General features: G+C 74.1%; 15 protein-coding genes and 1 pseudogene. 8 read left to right on the top strand and 8 right to left on the bottom strand.

Translation table 11 applies throughout. From position 1 onward, the window contains the following. Positions 1 to 735: pseudogene (locus ACFQLX_RS01110) on the bottom strand (bifunctional adenosylcobinamide kinase/adenosylcobinamide-phosphate guanylyltransferase); the annotation flags it as partial. 123 nt (positions 736 to 858) lie between these two features. Here ACFQLX_RS01110 and ACFQLX_RS01105 point away from each other — a divergent pair. After that, on the top strand, positions 859 to 1,074 hold the full coding sequence (locus ACFQLX_RS01105; RefSeq protein WP_386410646.1) for a hypothetical protein: 216 nt from the start codon (positions 859 to 861) through the stop codon (positions 1,072 to 1,074). 48 nt (positions 1,075 to 1,122) lie between these two features. Here the strand turns inward: ACFQLX_RS01105 and ACFQLX_RS01100 are convergent, their stop codons facing one another. Together ACFQLX_RS01100 and ACFQLX_RS01095 are read right to left on the bottom strand one after the other, a co-directional pair. Then, the gene (locus ACFQLX_RS01100; protein WP_386410680.1) at positions 1,123 to 1,809 is read right to left on the bottom strand and encodes a class I SAM-dependent methyltransferase; all 687 of its coding nucleotides are present in this window, start codon (positions 1,807 to 1,809) and stop codon (positions 1,123 to 1,125) included. Positions 1,810 to 1,880: 71 nt separating this feature from the next. Next, complete coding sequence (locus tag ACFQLX_RS01095; protein WP_386410643.1) at positions 1,881 to 2,486, bottom strand: DUF3043 domain-containing protein; 606 nt, start codon at positions 2,484 to 2,486, stop codon at positions 1,881 to 1,883. Positions 2,487 to 2,759: 273 nt separating this feature from the next. On the opposite strand from ACFQLX_RS01095, the gene ACFQLX_RS01090 reads away from it, so the two are divergent. The 5 genes from ACFQLX_RS01090 to ACFQLX_RS01070 all read left to right on the top strand — a co-directional run bounded on the left by ACFQLX_RS01090 (position 2,760) and on the right by ACFQLX_RS01070 (position 9,360). Continuing rightward, positions 2,760 to 3,530, top strand: a complete 771-nt coding sequence (locus tag ACFQLX_RS01090) for a PspA/IM30 family protein (RefSeq protein WP_386410640.1) — start codon at positions 2,760 to 2,762, stop codon at positions 3,528 to 3,530. An 87-nt stretch (positions 3,531 to 3,617) separates the two neighbouring features. After that, positions 3,618 to 3,896 carry a PspA-associated protein PspAA gene (gene pspAA, locus ACFQLX_RS01085; protein WP_386410637.1) on the top strand — a complete coding sequence of 93 codons (279 nt, stop codon included), beginning with the start codon at positions 3,618 to 3,620 and terminating at the stop codon, positions 3,894 to 3,896. Between the two features lie 231 nt (positions 3,897 to 4,127). Further along, entirely contained in the window at positions 4,128 to 5,366 is a 1,239-nt protein-coding gene (locus tag ACFQLX_RS01080; protein ID WP_386410635.1) for a sensor histidine kinase, read from the top strand. Next, complete coding sequence (locus ACFQLX_RS01075; RefSeq protein ID WP_386410632.1) at positions 5,363 to 6,028, top strand: response regulator; 666 nt, start codon at positions 5,363 to 5,365, stop codon at positions 6,026 to 6,028. The genes ACFQLX_RS01080 and ACFQLX_RS01075 overlap by 4 nt, the downstream gene beginning before the upstream one ends. 185 nt (positions 6,029 to 6,213) lie before the next feature. Further along, a complete protein-coding gene (locus ACFQLX_RS01070) occupies positions 6,214 to 9,360 on the top strand; it encodes an efflux RND transporter permease subunit (protein WP_386410629.1) in 3,147 nt (1,048 codons plus the stop codon). A 123-nt stretch (positions 9,361 to 9,483) separates the two neighbouring features. Here ACFQLX_RS01070 and ACFQLX_RS01065 read toward each other — a convergent pair whose 3' ends face one another. Together ACFQLX_RS01065 and nadA are read right to left on the bottom strand one after the other, a co-directional pair. Continuing rightward, complete coding sequence (locus tag ACFQLX_RS01065) at positions 9,484 to 10,338, bottom strand: GNAT family N-acetyltransferase (RefSeq protein ID WP_386410626.1); 855 nt, start codon at positions 10,336 to 10,338, stop codon at positions 9,484 to 9,486. A gap of 44 nt (positions 10,339 to 10,382) precedes the next feature. Beyond that, the gene (nadA, locus tag ACFQLX_RS01060) at positions 10,383 to 11,555 is read right to left on the bottom strand and encodes a quinolinate synthase NadA (RefSeq protein ID WP_386410624.1); all 1,173 of its coding nucleotides are present in this window, start codon (positions 11,553 to 11,555) and stop codon (positions 10,383 to 10,385) included. 249 nt (positions 11,556 to 11,804) lie between these two features. On the opposite strand from nadA, the gene erpA reads away from it, so the two are divergent. Beyond that, positions 11,805 to 12,158 (top strand): iron-sulfur cluster insertion protein ErpA, encoded by a 354-nt coding sequence (gene erpA, locus ACFQLX_RS01055; RefSeq protein ID WP_386410621.1) that lies wholly within the window; start codon positions 11,805 to 11,807, stop codon positions 12,156 to 12,158. Between the two features lie 83 nt (positions 12,159 to 12,241). On the opposite strand, the gene ACFQLX_RS01050 is transcribed toward erpA, so the two are convergent. Together ACFQLX_RS01050 and ACFQLX_RS01045 are read right to left on the bottom strand one after the other, a co-directional pair. Then, the gene (locus tag ACFQLX_RS01050) at positions 12,242 to 13,705 is read right to left on the bottom strand and encodes a hypothetical protein (protein ID WP_386410618.1); all 1,464 of its coding nucleotides are present in this window, start codon (positions 13,703 to 13,705) and stop codon (positions 12,242 to 12,244) included. Between the two features lie 70 nt (positions 13,706 to 13,775). Then, positions 13,776 to 14,006: a hypothetical protein gene (locus tag ACFQLX_RS01045; protein ID WP_386410615.1), complete on the bottom strand. Its 231-nt coding sequence runs from the start codon at positions 14,004 to 14,006 to the stop codon at positions 13,776 to 13,778. Positions 14,007 to 14,069: 63 nt separating this feature from the next. Here ACFQLX_RS01045 and ACFQLX_RS01040 point away from each other — a divergent pair, with 63 nt between their 5' ends. After that, positions 14,070 to 15,044: a carbohydrate kinase family protein gene (locus ACFQLX_RS01040; RefSeq protein ID WP_386410612.1), complete on the top strand. Its 975-nt coding sequence runs from the start codon at positions 14,070 to 14,072 to the stop codon at positions 15,042 to 15,044. 129 nt (positions 15,045 to 15,173) lie between these two features. Here the strand turns inward: ACFQLX_RS01040 and ACFQLX_RS01035 are convergent, their stop codons facing one another. Then, complete coding sequence (locus ACFQLX_RS01035) at positions 15,174 to 16,589, bottom strand: cysteine desulfurase/sulfurtransferase TusA family protein (RefSeq protein WP_386410609.1); 1,416 nt, start codon at positions 16,587 to 16,589, stop codon at positions 15,174 to 15,176. Positions 16,590 to 16,624: the final 35 nt, after the last annotated feature.

Below are 16,624 nucleotides of genomic sequence, written 5' to 3'. Positions count from 1 at the left end.
CAGCCGCCGCTCGGCCTCCACGGACTTGCCCGAGCGCGCGCCGCCCAGGACGAGGGTGCGGCGGGGCACGGCGGGCGGCTCGGCGTCGCCGGCACGCAGCGAGGCGCCGTCCGCCACCGCCCGCGCGCCCTCGGCGGCCAGCCGCCGGCGCAGCTCGGCCCCGGGGGGCGCCTCGTGGCCGAGGTGGACGGCGAGCACGTCCGTCTGCGGGCCGACGGCGCCCGCGGCGCGCAGCCGGGCCAGCGCGTCGGGGCGGCCCAGGACGTCCATCAGCACGGTGTCGTACGGCCGCGGCCGCGCCGCCTGCCGCCGGGGGACGCCCGCGACACCGGCGCCCGGCGGCAGGTAGAGCAGCCGGCCGCCGTCGGGGGCGGTGACCGCGTAGCCGGTACCGGGGACGTCCACCGCGAGGGCCCGTACCCGGTGGCCGCTGAGCAGTGTCAGCTCCTCGCCGTCGGGGGAGCGGCCCGGGGCGGGCAGCCCCGGGGGGACGGTGAGGGCGGGGCCGTCGTGGGGGTGGGAGAGCAGCACCTGCAGGACGCCGCCGAGCGAGCGCCCGGCCCGCGCGGCGGCGAGCGCGGCGCCCGGGGTGAGGTCCAGCAGCAGCGCGCCGTCGACCAGGGCGCAGGTGGCGGCACGCGCGTCCTCGCCGAGGGCCAGCGCGCACCGGGCGCAGGGGCAGTCGGCCAGGGGCAGCCCACCGGGCGCACCGGTGCCGAGCAGGGTGATGTCCACGGGGCCATCCTCGCGCGGGAGTTCCGCCCGCGCTCCACGGGGCACTCCCCCGGGGGCGCACGCGGGCGGATACGCTGCGTACGACTGACTCAGAGGACTCAGCGGCACCGACGGAGGTTGGACATGGCGACGTGGACCTGGCGTTTCGAGAAGGCCGACGGCACCGAGACCACGCCGCCGGTGCAGCCGGAGGACTGGTCCACCCAGGGCGACGCGGAATCCTGGCTGGGCGAGGTCTGGAAGGACCTCCTGGGCGGCGGCGTCGAGCAGGTCACGCTGCTGGAGGACGGCACGAAGGTCTACGGCCCGATGAGCCTGCGCGCGGCGGAGGAGGGCTGAGGAGGCCGCCCGGGCGGCCGCTGCGCGGCGGCCGCCCGCGGGAGTGCGTCAGCCCTCGCGGAGTGCGCACAGGTGGGTCAGCGCCGCCACCGCGCGGTACGGATCCGTCCGCGCGGCCCGCTCCTCCGCCCGCAGCAGCGCCTCCCGGTCGGCCTCGGCGGGCGGCGGCGTGCCGTCGGGCGCCCAGTCGGTGAAGACGCGCACCCCGTACCAGTCGTCCACCCGGGCGCCCAGCCCCGCCAGCGTCGCCGTCAGCTCCGCCCGGCGGTCCGCGCGTACGTCCATGCCCAGGCGGTTGCGGTAGAACGGGTCGTCGAAGGCCGCCAGCGCGGTGGCCCAGTCCCCTTCCAGGGCCGGACGCAGCGCGAGGGCGTCCGCGTTGCGCACGAGGAGGGAGAGCAGACCGCCCGGGCGCAGTACGCGCACCAGGGAGGCCAGGAACGGCTCCGGCTCGGGTACGTACATCAGCACCCCGTGGCAGAGCACCACGTCGAAGGACGCCGCCGGGAAGAGCCGGTCCAGCCGGCGCCCGTCACCCTCGACCAGCGTCAGCCCCTGCGCGCCGGCCGCCGCGCGGCGCGCCGCCGCCAGCATCGCCGGATCGGCCTCCAGGCCCGTCACCGTATGGCCGGCGCGGGCCAGTCGCAGCGCCTGGGTGGCCTGGCCGCAGCCCACGTCCAGGACGGACAGGCCCGAGGGGCGGGGCAGCCGCTCGGCGAGCTGGCGCGCCACCAGCTCCTGGCGCACCGTGTCGCGCAGCGCGCCCAGTTTTCCCAGCCAGGCGTCCGCACCCGCGGCGAACAGGCTCAAGGCTGCTGGCCGCGCTTGACCTGCGGCTTGGGCAGGCGCATCCGGCGCAGCTGCATCGTGCGCATCACACCGTAGAAGACGGCGCCGCGGAGGTTCTCGTTCGGGAAGCGCTCGCGCAGGGCCTTCTTCAGCAGCCGCGCGGTGAACACCGACTGGCCGACCATGGCCACGATCATGACCGCCCACAGGATGCTCGTCAGCGTCAGCAGCGAGGCGTTGCGCGAGCCGATCATGCCCAGCGCCAGGATCACGATGGCGACGGGCAGGAAGAACTCCGCCGCGTGCCAGCGGGAGTCCACCCAGTCGCGGACGAAGCGGCGCACGGGGCCCTTGTCCCGGGCCGGCAGATAGCGCTCGTCGCCGCCGGCGAGCGCCTGGCGCTGCTTGGTCATCGACGCGCGCCGCTCCTCGCGGGCGCGCTTGGCGGCCTCCTTGCGGTTGGCCGGGGTCGCGAGGGTGCGGCGCTGCGACTGCGCCTCGGCGCGCTTGGGCGTCGGGCGGCCCTTGGGCGCCTGCGGGTCGCGGGTCTGCTTGCTCAGGTCCGCCGGGGCCGCATCCTGCGGCGGGGCGGCCTTCTCGTCCTTGGAGCGGCTCTTGAACACAGGTCACAAGGATACGGGGTGCGCAGGTGTGGGCCGCGGGCCGCCCGGGAACGATCCGGCAACGGCAGACGTGTCATACGGACAGGGCACGTCGTCAGGGTCCGGGATCAGCCCTGAGCCGGAGGGGGAGGGGGCGGGAGTCCTCCTGCGGGAGGGCGCATCGGGCCGGAGGCAGTGCGGTAATGGAGAGGGGGCCCGTACTGTGGGTTCCCTGAAGGTTTGTTGAGCAGGCAACTCGTCGGCAGTGATGTCAGAAGGGGGCGCGCGAGGCCCATGAGCGGTGTCATGAAGCGGATGGGAATGATCTTCCGCGCGAAGGCCAACAAGGCCCTGGACCGGGCCGAGGATCCGCGCGAGACCCTCGACTACTCGTACCAGAAGCAACTGGAGCTGCTGCAGAAGGTGCGCCGCGGCGTCGCCGACGTGGCGACCTCCCGCAAGCGCCTGGAGCTGCAGCTGAACAAGCTGCAGTCGGACGGCGGCAAGTACGACGACCAGGCCCGCAAGGCCCTCGCCCTGGGCCGGGAGGACCTGGCCCGCGAGGCGCTCTCCCGCAAGGGCGCCCTGCAGCAGCAGGTCGCCGACCTCGAGGTGCAGCACCAGACGCTGCAGGGCGAGGAGGAGAAGCTGACGCTGGCGGCGCAGCGCCTGCAGGCCAAGGTGGACGCCTTCCGTACGAAGAAGGAGACCATCAAGGCCACCTACACCGCCGCCCAGGCGCAGACGCGCATCGGGGAGGCGTTCTCCGGGATCTCGGAGGAGATGGGCGATGTGGGCCTGGCGATCCAGCGGGCCGAGGACCGCACCGCGCAGCTGCAGGCGCGGGCCGGCGCGATCGACGAGCTGATGGCCTCCGGGGCGCTCGACGACCCGACCGGAATGGCGAAGGACGACCTCACCGCGGAGCTCGACCGGCTCTCCGGAGGTGCGGACGTCGAACTGGAGCTGCAGCGTATGAAGGCGGAGCTGACGGGCGGCAGCACCCCGCAGCCGTCCATCGAGAGCGGCGCCAGGCAGCAGGACGTGCCGCGCTTCGAGAAGTAGGCGCGGGCGCGTTTCCGTACGGGCTGTGCGGGACGCGGCGCGGACAGGGCCGGACAGCGGTAGCACTACGGGCCATGGGAGGCCGTCGTGATCGTACGGATCATGGGGGAAGGGCAGCTGCGGCTGGCGGACAGCCGGCTGGTCGAGCTGGACAAGCTGGACGACGAGCTGCTGCGGGAGATGGAGAACGGCGACGGGCCGGGCTTCCGCCGCACCCTCGCCGAACTGCTGGCGAAGGTGCGCGAGCTGGGCACCCCGCTGCCGGACGAGGCGCTGGAGCCCTCGGAGCTGATCCTTCCGGCTGCGGAGGCGACGCTGGAGGAGGTCCGCGCGCTGCTCGGCGGGGATGGCCTGATCCCGGGCTGAGCCGCGGTCGCGCACGCCCCGGTCCCCGGCTTCGCGGACCGGGGCGTGCGGTGTGTGCGGGGTCCGGGTACGGGGCTTGGTACGGGGCCGGCCCGGGTTGTCCACAGGCCGCCCGGCCCGGGCGGACCGGGACCGTACGATTTGTTCATCGGTTGTCGGCCGCCCGGCCGGGGCCGCGCGCTGCCGCGTGCGGGTCCGTGAGCGTGGGCGCAGAGTCTGGGGGAGGTATCGGTGAGTGCTCTTCCCGGCGTTGTCCGCCGCTGGTTCCGCGTCCGTCCCTACGCCCTGGACGCGCTGGTCGCGGCCGTGGTCCTGGGGCTGATCGTCCTGGGCGCGGTGCACCCCTCGGGGCGTCCCGACTCGCCGCCGCCGGTCGACCCCTTCGCGCTGGAGGCCGCCGTCGCGGTGGCCGCCAGCGCCGCGCTGGTCTGGCGCCGGCGCGCGCCGCGCACGGTGCTGGTGCTGACCGGCGCGCTGACCGTCGGCCATGTGGCGCTGGCCTCGGGGGATCCGCGCGCGCCGATCGCGCTGAGCGCCGTCGTGGCGCTCTACACCGTCGCGGCGCGCACCGACCGGCACACCACCTGGCGGCTGGCGGTGGTCACGGTCGGCGTCCTCACCGGGGCGATGATGCTCTTCGGCGAGCGGCCCTGGTACGCCGACGAGAATCTGGGCGTCTTCGCCTGGGGCGGCATGGCGGCCGGTATCGGCGACGCGGTGCGCAGCCGGCGCGCCTACGTCGAGGCGATCAAGGAGCGGGCCGAGCGGGCCGAGGCGACCCGCGAGCAGGAGGCCCGCCGCCGGGTCACCGAGGAGCGCATGCGCATCGCCCGCGAGCTGCACGACGTGGTGGCCCACCACATCGCCCTGGTCAACGTCCAGGCGGGCGTCGCCTCGCATGTCATGGACGCCCGCCCCGACCAGGCGAAGGAGGCCCTGTCGCATGTCCGCGAGGCCAGCCGGGCCGCGCTGGAGGAGCTGCGCGCGACGGTGGGCCTGCTGCGCCAGTCCGGCGACCCCGAGGCACCCAAGGAGCCGGCGCCGGGACTGGGCGTGCTGGACCAGCTCCTCGACGGCTTCGAACGCGCCGGGGTCCCGGTCGCGGTCGAGGTCAGCGTGGACGGCGCGCTGCCCAGAGCGGTCGACCTCACGGCGTACCGGGTGCTGCAGGAGGCGCTGACCAACGCGCACAAGCACGCCGGCCCCGACGTGCGGGTCGAGGCGCGGGTCCTCAAGCGCGACGGCGCCCTGGAGGTCACCGTGCGCGACGACGGCCGCGGGCCGGACGGGGCGGAGGCGGAGGCGGGCGGCCACGGGCTGATAGGCATGCGCGAGCGCACGGCGGCGCTGGGCGGCAGCTGCCGGGCGGGAGCGCGGGCAGACGGCGCCGCGGGGTACGAGGTGCAGGTGCGGCTGCCGCTGCAGGTCCGCTGCGAGGGACCGCCGCGCGGCGACGGGGCGACCGCGTGATCCGGGTCGTGCTGGCCGACGACCACGCACTGCTGCGCAGCGCCTTCAGGGTGCTGCTGGAATCCGAGCCGGACCTGGAGGTGGTGGGGGAGGCCTCCGACGGCGAGGAGGCGGTGAAGCTGGTGCGCGAGGAGGGCGCGGACGTCGTCCTGATGGACATCCGGATGCCCGGTGTGGACGGCCTGACCGCCACCCGCCGGATCACCCGCGACCCCGCGCTCGCCCAGGTAAGGGTGGTGATCCTGACGACCTTCGAGGTCGAGGAGTACGTGGTGGAGGCGCTGCGCGCGGGTGCCTGCGGCTTCCTGGGCAAGGGCGCCGAGCCGGCGGAGCTGCTGCAGGCCGTCCGCCTCGCCGCACACGGGGAGGCGGTGCTCTCGCCGATCGCGACGAGGGGCCTGATCACCCGGTTCCTGGCTCGGGGCGACACGGACCCCGCAGCCCACGCGCAGCGCCTCGCAGCACTGACCGGCCGCGAGCGCGAGGTGCTGGCCTGGGTGGGCGGCGGCCTCTCCAACGACGAGATAGCCGAACTGCTGGAGGTCTCACCGCTCACGGTGAAGACGCACGTGAACCGCGCGATGACGAAACTCGGCGCCCGTGACCGCGCCCAGCTCGTGGTGATCGCCTACGAGACGGGACTGGTCCGCCCCGGCGGATAGCCGCCGCGCCGCGCGCTCCTGCCGAGGGCGGAAGCGGCGTACTGCGTTCGCGGTATGCCACGCCCGCCAGGCCCCTCCCGGGGGCTGACGTCCGCGCCCCGGACGTGCGCAAGGGTGTAGGGGCCGCGTAAAGACTCTGTCCGCGGCCTCCGCCCGCCCCCGCAAGGAAGAGACACCCACAGACCATGTCCTGGCTGTCCCGTATCAGCCTCAAGCAGCGCACGCTCGTCGCGCTGATGGCCATCGTGGCCATCGCCTTCGGCGCGATCGCGATCCCCCAGCTGAAGCAGACCCTGCTCCCGCCCGTCGACCTCCCGGTCGTCTCGATCCTGGCGCCCTACCACGGCGCCTCGCCGGACGCGGTGGAGAAGCAGGTCGTCGAGCCGCTCGAGGACGGCATCCAGGGCGTCGACGGCATCACCGGCCTGACCGCCACCGCCTCCGAGGGCTCCGCCGTGCTCATGGCGCAGTTCGACTACGGCAGCGACGTGGACCGGCTGACCGCCGACATCCAGCAGGCCGTCAACCGCGCCCGCCCCGGTCTGCCGGAGGACGTGGACCCGCAGGTCGTCGCCGGCTCCACCGACGACATGCCGGCCGTGGTGCTGGCCGCCTCCGCGCCGGGCGCCGACAACAAGACCCTGGCGGAGAAGCTCGACACCTACGTCGTCCCGGCCCTGAAGGACATCGACGGCGTCGGCCAGGTCGCCGTCGACGGCGTGCGCGAGCGCGTCGTGGCCGTCACGGTCGACGACGCCAAGCTGGCGAAGGCCGGCCTCAACGGCGCACTGGTCGGCCAGGCGCTCCAGGCGGGCGGCGTCTCGCTGCCGGCCGGCGCCTTCACCGACGGCGGCACCAGCAAGACCGTCCAGACCGGCGGCGGCTACACCTCGCTGGCGCAGATCCAGGACCTGCGCCTCGCCTCGCCCACCGGCAAGGGCAAGCCGGTGCGCCTGGGCGACGTGGCGGAGGTCTCCGAGCAGCCGGGTGACATCGTCTCCGTGACCCGTACCAACGGCCGCGACAGCCTTGGCATCGTCGTCACGATGGGCCAGGACGGCAGCGCCGTCGCCATCTCCGACGCGGTCAAGGACAAGCTGCCGGAGCTGGCGAAGGACCTGGGCGCCGGCGCGGAGCTGACGGTCGTCTCCGACCAGGGCCCGCAGGTCTCCAAGGCCATCGAGGCGCTCTCCACCGAGGGCCTGCTCGGCCTGGTGATGGCCGTGGTCGTCATCCTGGTCTTCCTGGTCAGCCTGCGTTCGACGCTCGTCACCGCGGTCTCCATCCCGCTCTCGGTCGTCCTGACGCTGGTCGTGCTGTGGACCCGCGACATGTCGCTCAACATGCTCACCCTGGGCGCCCTGACCATCGCCATCGGCCGGGTCGTGGACGACTCGATCGTGGTGCTTGAGAACATCAAGCGGCACCTGGCGTACGGCACCGAGCGCACCCAGGCCATCGTCACGGCCGTGCGCGAGGTCTCCGGCGCGATCACCGCCTCGACGCTCACCACGGTCGCGGTGTTCCTGCCGATCGGTGTCGTCGGCGGCATGATCGGCGCGTTCTTCGGCCCGTTCTCCCTCACCGTGACGGTGGCGCTGCTCGCCTCGCTGCTGGTGTCGCTGACGGTCGTGCCCGTGCTGTCGTACTGGTTCATGAGCACGCCGAAGGCCGCCGCCGGCGAGACCCTGGAGGACATCCGGGCGAAGGCAGAGGAGAAGGAGTCGCGCGGCCTGCTGCAGCGGCTCTACGTCCCCGTGCTGCGCTTCGCCACCCGCCGCCGGCTGACCAGCGTGCTGATCGCCTTCGCCGTGCTGGTCGGCACCTTCGGCCTGGCGCCGATGCTGAAGACCAACTTCTTCGACCAGGGCGACCAGGAGGTGCTGAGCATCAGCCAGAAGCTGGCGCCGGGCACCAGCCTGCAGGCGGCCGACGACGCCGCCAAGCGGATCGAGGAGCTGGTGGGCCGCACCAAGGGCGTCGAGGACTACCAGGTCACCATCGGCTCCTCCGGCTGGATGGCGGCCTTCGGCGGCGGTACGGGCGCCAACCAGGCGTCCTTCCAGCTGAAGCTGGCCGACGACGCGGACTCCGCGCAGGTCGTGGACGGGCTGCGGGCGGGCCTGGAGGAGCTGGGCGAGGGTATCGGCGAGGCGACGGTCGCCGCGGGCGACGGCTTCGCCAGCCAGGACCTGAAGGTCGTGGTGAAGTCCGCCGACGACGCGAAGCTGCGCGCCGCAGCCGAGCAGGTGCGCACGGAGATCGCCGAGCTGGACGACGTCACCGACGTCACCTCCGACCTGGCGCAGAGCATCCCGCGCGTGACGGTCACGGCCAAGCCGGAGGCCGCGCGCTACGGCTTCACGGGCCTGAGCCTCGGCCAGGCGGTCACCCAGGCCGTGCGCGGCTCGAAGTCCGGCGAGGCGACGATCGACGACTCCACGCTGGACGTGCTGGTGAAGTCCGCCGAGCCGGCGCGTACCGAGGCGGAGCTGAAGGCGCTGACGCTGACCACGCCGGCCGGCCCGGTGAAGGTCGAGAAGATCGCCACGGTCGAGACCGTCCCCGGCCCGGTGCAGAAGACCCGTATCGACGGCGCCCGCGCCGCGACCGTCTCGGCCAAGCCGGTCGGGGACAACACCGGCGCGGTCGGCGCGGAGCTGCAGACCAAGGTCAAGGAAATCGAGAAGGACCTCCCCGAGGGCGTCACCATCGCCGTCGGCGGCCTCTCCTCGGACCAGGAGGAGGCCTTCGCCTCCCTCGGCCTGGCGATGCTCGCGGCCATCGCGATCGTCTTCATGCTGCTGGTGGCGACCTTCCGCTCGCTGATCCAGCCGTTGATCCTGCTGGTCTCGATCCCGTTCGCGGCGACCGGCGCGATCGGCCTGCTGGTCGCCACCGGTACGCCGCTGGGCGTCCCGGCGCTGATCGGCATGCTGATGCTGATCGGCATCGTGGTGACCAACGCGATCGTGCTGATCGACCTGATCAACCAGTACCGCGAGCAGGGCTACGGCGTGGTCGAGGCGGTCATCGAGGGCGGCCGCCACCGGCTGCGCCCGATCCTGATGACGGCCCTGGCCACGATCTGCGCCCTGACCCCGATGGCCCTGGCCGTCACGGGCGACGGCGGCTTCATCTCGCAGCCGCTGGCGGTCGTGGTCATCGGCGGCCTGGTCTCCTCCACGCTGCTGACCCTGCTGCTGGTCCCCACGCTCTACGCGATGGTGGAGCTGGGCAAGGAACGCCGCCGTACCAGGCGCGCGGCCAAGCGCGCCGCGTCGGCGGCGCTCCCGGCCCCGGCGGCGGAGCAGGAGCCGGCGAAGGTCTGACCGGAGCCCGCGCAGAAACAGAAGCAGCGAGCCTGCCGGCGGAACCGCGTTCAGCGGCTTTGCCGGCAGGCTCGTCGCATGGGGGAGGGGTACGGGAAGCTGCCCCGGATCACTGGCCGGGCGTCACAGAAAGCCCTGGGAAGGAACCCACGGCATCGGCGGTCGCATGCCGCGCAGGCAGACGAAGCCGTGCGGTGCCACGGTCAGGCCCGCCGCCAGGCCCACGTCCACCGCCCACTCCTGCTCGGCGGTGAGGTCCGCGACGCCGACCCGCGTCCCCGGCTCGAAGCTGAGCAGCGCCGCGGTGAGCAGCCGGGTCGCGATCCGGCGCGAGGTGGCGGCCAGGCACTCCACCCGGTCCTCGCCGAGATAGCAGTAGCCGCTGCCCGCGAGGTCGTCGGCCACCACCAGCCGGTAGTGCCGCAGCAGTTCCTCGTGGTCGGGCCCGTGCGCGCCCCCGCGCCGCGCCCGGTCCACCGAGTCCAGCAGGTCCCGGTGCTTGGGCCCGCCCTCGACGACGGGCCCGTCCACCGCCGCGAGCCGGGCCGCGTCCACCGTGCCGGACAGCTCCATCGCCGGGTGCAGGGTGAAGCCCGCCGCCCGGTACGCGCGTACGGCCGCCGGATGCTCCGGGGACACGACGATGCCGCGCAGGCAGCCGCGCCCGTACTCCAGCGTGCGGCGCAGCAGCGCCGTGCCGACCCCGCTGCCCCGCGCCTCGGGCACCACGCCGAGGAACGGCAGCCCCCACGTCCCCTCCCGGGCGGAGGAGACGGCGGCCCCGACCGGCTGCCCCGAGGCGTCCAGCGCGAGCCAGCAGCCGCCCGGGTCGGTACGGGCGAAGTGGCGGGCGCGGCTGAGGTGCCGGACGGCCCTGACCGGGGGCCAGTCGGCCGGCGGATCGTCGGAGCAGGCGGCCGTGACCGCGATGACGGCCTCGGCGTCGTCCCGGCTGTCGCGGAGCGGGCGCAAGATCACGCCCCCCATCCAACACCGGGACGGGGGGCCGTCGGAAGAGGGGCCTACGGCAGCGCGAGCATCCGCTCCAGTGCGAGCTGCGCGAAGTCCGAGGTCTCCTTGTCGACCTCGATCCGGTTGACGACCTTGCCCTCGGCCAGCGACTCCAGCGTCCAGACCAGGTGCGGCAGGTCGATGCGGTTCATGGTCGAGCAGAAGCAGACCGTGCGGTCGAGGAAGACGACCTCCTTGTCCGGGTGCTGCCTTGCCAGCCGGCGGACCAGGTTCAGCTCGGTGCCGATCGCCCACTTCGAGCCGGCCGGCGCGGCCTCTAGGGCCTTGATGATGTACTCGGTGGAGCCCACGTGGTCGGCCGCCTTGACGACCTCGTGCCGGCACTCGGGGTGCACCAGTACGTTCACGCCGGGCACGCGCTCGCGTACCTCCTCGACGGACTGCAGCGAGAAGCGCCCGTGCACCGAGCAGTGCCCGCGCCACAGGATCATCCGCGCCGCGCGCAGCTCCTCGACGGTGAGGCCGCCGTTCGGCTTGTGCGGGTTGTAGACGACGCAGTCCTCCAGCGACATCCCCATCTCGCGGACGGCGGTGTTGCGCCCGAGGTGCTGGTCGGGCAGGAAGAGCACCTTCTCCCCCTGCTCGAAGGCCCAGTCCAGCGCCCGCTGGGCGTTGGAGGAGGTGCAGACGGTGCCGCCGTGCTTGCCCGTGAACGCCTTGATGTCGGCGGAGGAGTTCATGTACGACACCGGCACGGTGACGTCGGCTATGCCCGCCTCGGTGAGCACGTCCCAGCACTCGGCGACCTGCTCGGCGGTGGCCATGTCGGCCATCGAGCAGCCGGCGGCCAGGTCCGGCAGGACGACCTGCTGGGCGTCGTTGGTGAGGATGTCGGCGGACTCCGCCATGAAGTGCACGCCGCAGAAGACGATGTACTCGGCGTCCGGCCGGGCGGCGGCCTGCTGCGCCAGCTTGAAGGAGTCGCCCGTCACGTCGGCGAACTCGATGACCTCGTCGCGCTGGTAGTGGTGGCCGAGGACGAAGACCTTCGAGCCGAGCCTCTCCTTGGCCGCGCGGGCCCGGGCCACCAGGTCCGGGTCGGAAGGGGAGGGGAGGTCGCCGGGGCAGTCCACGCCGCGCTCGCTCGCCGGGTCGGCCTCGCGGCCGAGCAGCAGGAGGGCGAGCGGAGTGGGCGTCACGTCAAGCTCATGGGCGGTGGTCACGGCACCAACCCTTTCTGTTCGGGCACAGCTTTTTCGTCATTATGACGCTATCTATCATAGCCGCTTCGCGTCACATCGACGACACCGCGAAGCGTCACTGTGACGCAAACCCCATCCCGGCCCGGGACCGCCGGCCGGCCCGGACGCCCCACGCACCCGCGCGGCACGTATGGGAGCATGGGAATGAATCCAAGGGCTCGCCGGTTGAACCACACCGGCAGCAGTCCATGCAACCCGGGAGACACGCGAATGACCGTTCAGGACGACACCACGACCACCGACGGCATCCTCCTGTCCGACGCCGCGGCGGCGAAGGTCAAGAGCCTGCTCGAGCAGGAGGGCCGCGAGGACCTGGCGCTGCGCGTCGCCGTCCAGCCCGGAGGCTGCTCCGGCCTGCGCTACCAGCTCTTCTTCGACGAGCGCTCCCTCGACGGCGACGTCGTCAAGGACTTCGACGGCGTGAAGGTCGTGACCGACCGGATGAGCGCCCCGTACCTGACCGGCGCCTCGATCGACTTCGTCGACACCATCGAGAAGCAGGGCTTCACCATCGACAACCCCAACGCCACGGGCTCCTGCGCCTGCGGCGATTCCTTCAGCTGACCCCCTCGGGCGCCCGGCGCCCGCGGCACGTCATCGCCGAACGCCCCGGAGGGCCTGGTCCTCCGGGGCGTTCGGCATGTCCCTCACGCCCGCGGCACCCGCGCGCCCGAGGACGCGTCGACCACCGTACGGCTCCCCAGCGGCCGCTCCAGCCGCACCGTCCGGCGGAACTCCTTCGCCAGTTCGATGCACGCCTGCCCCGGTCCGAGCTCCTCCACGCCGGTCACCGAGACCCGCACCGAGGTGCCCGCCTCCGCGACGGACACGGTGTACGTACTGCAGACCCCGCCCCAGAAGGCCACCGTCAACTCCGAGCCGGCCGCGGTGTAGGAGGCCGCCGCCACGGGCAGCCGCGCGCCACCGGACGGCGGCGCGGACGCGGACGGGGACGGTGATGCCGACGCGGACGGCTTCCCGGCCGCCGGCTCCCACACCACGTACCGCGACTCCACCGCCGGATACGCCAGCACCTCGCCCGGCCAGACCTCGAAAAGCCAGGACGGCACCAGCACCGGACGCCCCGCGTCGCGCCCGGCCGCCAGCACGAACTCCGCCCCCCGCACCCCGGGCGCGCGCCACTCCTTCGGCGCGCACGGCTGCACCTCCCCGACCCCGCCGTCCTCACCGAGCACCCCGGGCGGCCCCTCGCTCCCGTACGGAACCGCGGTGGCGCAGTCCGGCGGCTTCGGGAGGGCGGGCCGCACGCCGCCCGCCGGCCCGTTCAGCGCCCGCAGTGTCTGCGCCGCCCCCATCACCGGATACGACCGCCCGGCGACCGCCCGCGCGAGCTGCCCCGAGGCCCAGGTCACCCGCCCGTCGTGGTCCACCCGCACCAGCGTCCGCCACCCCGCCGTCGGCAGCCCCCCGACCACCGGATCGGCGGCCACCTCCCGCAGCGAGCCGTACGTCCGCCCGGCGTCGACCTTCGCCCCGCCCGTCCCCTGCGCCCGCAGTACGGACCACGCCACGTCCCGCGCCCGCCGCCCGGAGACCGGCGGCAACCCGTCCACGCACACCGTCTCCGAGCAGCCGGTGCCGTCGCCGGGAGGCAGCGGACACGCCTCCCCGGGGACGCAGGGGACGGCCGCGTCGGGGGCGTAGCGCGTGAACGTCCAGGCCCCCGCCGCCTCCACCCGCAGCAGTGCCCCCCGCTCCCGGCCCAGCAGCCACCCGCCGTCGACGTGCCGGGGCTCGCCCCGCAGTCCGAGCGCCCCGCCCAGCCGGGCGACCGACCGGGACGACACCGCGCCGACCGCCTCGTACACCCGCGCCGACGACGGCCCGCCCGCCGGCAGCCGCCCCGCCGCCTCCAGTGGCGCACCCGTCCCCGGGGACACCCCCGCCCACGGGTCGAGCCGGAGCATCGGCGGCCGCCCGCCGTCCGAGGGGTCCGCGGCCGGCGCCGAACCCCCGCCCGTGCGCGCCGCCACGTACGGCACGTCCCCGCCCGCGAGCAGCGCCCCCAGCCCGACGGCGGCAGCCGTCAGCGGCAGCCGGCGCCGCGCCCTGCGCGCGCCCGGCCCTGACTCAGAGGACTTCTCGTTCATATCGGCCGCTCCCCGTCCCATCGGATCCGCCGATGGGACGGGGAGCGGCCCGCGATGGTTCCAGCCGGGGTCAGTCCCCGTACTCCGCCGTCCCCTTCAGCAGCTCCGCCGAGGCGGCCGGCACGGTGATCCGCGCGAGCCCGCCGATCCGCGCGGGCTCCGGGGAAGCCTCCCCGCCGCCCGCGACCGGCGCCGTCCAGTGCGGCGCCATCCGCGCGCAGTCGCCGCGCAGCTCGGCCAGCCCTCCGTCCAGCTCCAGGGGGGTGGCGACGGGGCGATGCGGATGCGGGTGCTTTGTCATAGATCCGACGGTACGCACCCCGGCCTTGCGGTGGAACCCTTACCAGGCGGTAGGCTTCCGTCCGTGCGTATTGCTGTGTGCGGCTCCATCGCGACCGACCATCTGATGACCTTCCCGGGGCGTTTCGCCGACCAACTGGTAGCAGACCAGTTGCACACGGTGTCCCTCTCCTTTCTCGTCGACAAGCTGGACATCCGGCGCGGCGGGGTCGGTCCGAACATCTCCTTCGGCATGGGCCAGCTCGGCGCCGCGCCGGTGCTGGTGGGCTCGGCGGGCTTCGACTTCGAGGAGTACCGCGCCTGGCTGGAGCGCCACGGCGTCGACACCCACTCGGTGCGCATCTCCGAGATGCTGCACACGGCCCGCTTCGTCGTCACCACCGACGCCGACCACAACCAGATCGGCTCCTTCTACACCGGAGCCATGGCCGAGGCCCGGCACATCGAGCTGAAGACCGTCGCGGACCGCGTCGGCGGCCTGGACCTGGTGCTGATCGGCGCGGACGACCCCGAGGCGATGCTCCGCCACACCGAGGAGTGCCGCGCGCGCGGCATCCCCTTCGCCGCCGACTTCTCGCAGCAGATCGCGTGGATGGACGGCGAGCGCATCCGCGAGCTGCTGGACGGCGCGGCGTACCTCTTCTCCAACGAGTACGAGAAGGGGCTCATCGAGTCCAAGTCCGGATGGTCGCACGAGGAGATCCTCGCCAAGGTCGGCACGCGGATCACCACCCTCGGCAAGCACGGCGTGCGCATCGAGTCGGTCGGCGCGCCGACCGTCGAGGTGGCCTGCCCGGAGGAGACCGAGGTCGTCGACCCCACCGGCGCGGGCGACGGCTTCCGGGCCGGGTTCCTGGCCGGGCTCGGCTGGGGCGTCGGCCCGGAGCGGGCGGCGCAGGTCGGCTGCATGGTCGCGACGCTGGTCATCGAGACCGTGGGCACGCAGGAGTACGAGCTGCGGCGGGCGCACTTCATGGAGCGGTTCTCGAAGGCGTACGGCGTCGAGGCGGCGGCGGAGGTCCAGGAGCACCTCGGCTGACGCCGGTTGCCGTGGCGCCTGCGGCGCGATTCGGGCTTCGCCCGAAGCCCTCAAGCGCCGGACGGGCCAGGAGGGATGGGGCGGCCGGAATGACGGCCGCGCCGCCCCACCCTCCTGGCCCGTCCGCGCTCAGCTCAGCCGCCGCACCGTGAACGCCGTCCCGCCCTTCGCGGACGGCTGCGCGCCCACGTACTCCTGGCCCCGCATCCCGCACCACGCCGGGATGTCCAGCTTCGCCGCCTCGTCGTCCGACAGGACGCTGAGCGTGGCGCCCACGGGGACACCGCCGAGGGCCTTCGCCAGCTCGATCACCGGGACGGGGCAGCGCCTGCCCAGTGCGTCGATCACGACCGCCGGTCCCTCCGGAGCTGCACGGGCCGCGGGGGCCGGGGCCGACTCCCCGCCCGGGGCGCCCAGTTGGGCCCGTACCTCCGCGACCACCCCCGGCAGCACCGCCAGGAAGCGCTCCACGTCCGCACCGGGCGTGCCCGGCGGCAGCGACACCCGCACGTTCCCCTCCGAGAGCACGCCCATCGCCCGCAGCACGTGACTGGGCATCAGGGTGGAGGAGGTGCACGAGGAGCCGGAGGAGACGGAGAAGCCCGCGCGGTCCAGTCCGTGCAGCAGCGCCTCGCCGTCGACGTACAGGCAGGAGAACGTCACCAGGTGCGGCAGCCGGTGCTCCGGATCGCCCACCACCTCCGCGTCGGGGACCAGCCGGGGGACCTCGGTACGGATCCGGTCGACCAGCGTGCGCAGCCGCGCCCCCTCCGCCGCCGCCTGGGCCCGTACCGCCCGCAGTGAGGCCGCCGCGGCGACGATCGCCGGGATGTTCTCGAAGCCGGGCGCGCGCCCCGACTCCCGCTCGTCCGCCGGACCCGGGGCCGCGAACCGCACCCCCTTGCGTACGGCCAGCAGCCCCACCCCCGCCGGACCGCCCCACTTGTGCGCGCTGCCCGCGAGCAGCGACCAGCGCGCCCCCGCGTCCAGAGCGGCCGGCCCCCACGCCAGCGACTGGGCGGCGTCCACCAGCAGCGGCACCCCCCGATCGGCGCACAGGTCGGCCACCTCCGCCACCGGCTGCAGCGTCCCCACCTCGTGGTTGGCGGACTGCAGTACCGCCAACGCGGTGTCCGCACCCAGTACTTGGGCGTAGGCGGCGGGGGAGACGCGCCCCAGCCGGTCCACGCCCACCTCGGTGACCGTGCCGCCCGCCGCCTCGTGCGCGGCGGCGGCGTGCAGCACCGCCGAGTGCTCCACCGCCGAGACGACCAGCCCGCGCCCCGCGCGCCGCCGGCCGGCCAGCGCCCCGGCAACACCCCGGTGCAGCGCGGCAGTCCCCGACGAGGTGAAGCTCAACTCGTCCGGCCGGCAGCCCACCGCCTCGGCGGCGGCCTCGCGCGCGGCGTCCAGCAGCAGCCGGGCCCGCCGCCCCTCGCGGTAGACGCGCGCCGGATCGGCCCACCCCTCGTCCAGCGCGGCGTGCAACGCCTGCGTGGCGACGGGGTGCAGGGGGACGGAGGAAGCGGCGTCGAAATAGCTCACACGACCACGCTAGCGCCCGCCCGCACCTGGTGTTT

The organism is Streptomyces polyrhachis (assembly GCF_042663125.1).
In the GTDB taxonomy this organism is placed as follows: Bacteria; Actinomycetota; Actinomycetes; order Streptomycetales; family Streptomycetaceae; genus Streptomyces; species Streptomyces polyrhachii.
This window is presented reverse-complemented; position numbering and strand designations above follow the sequence as displayed.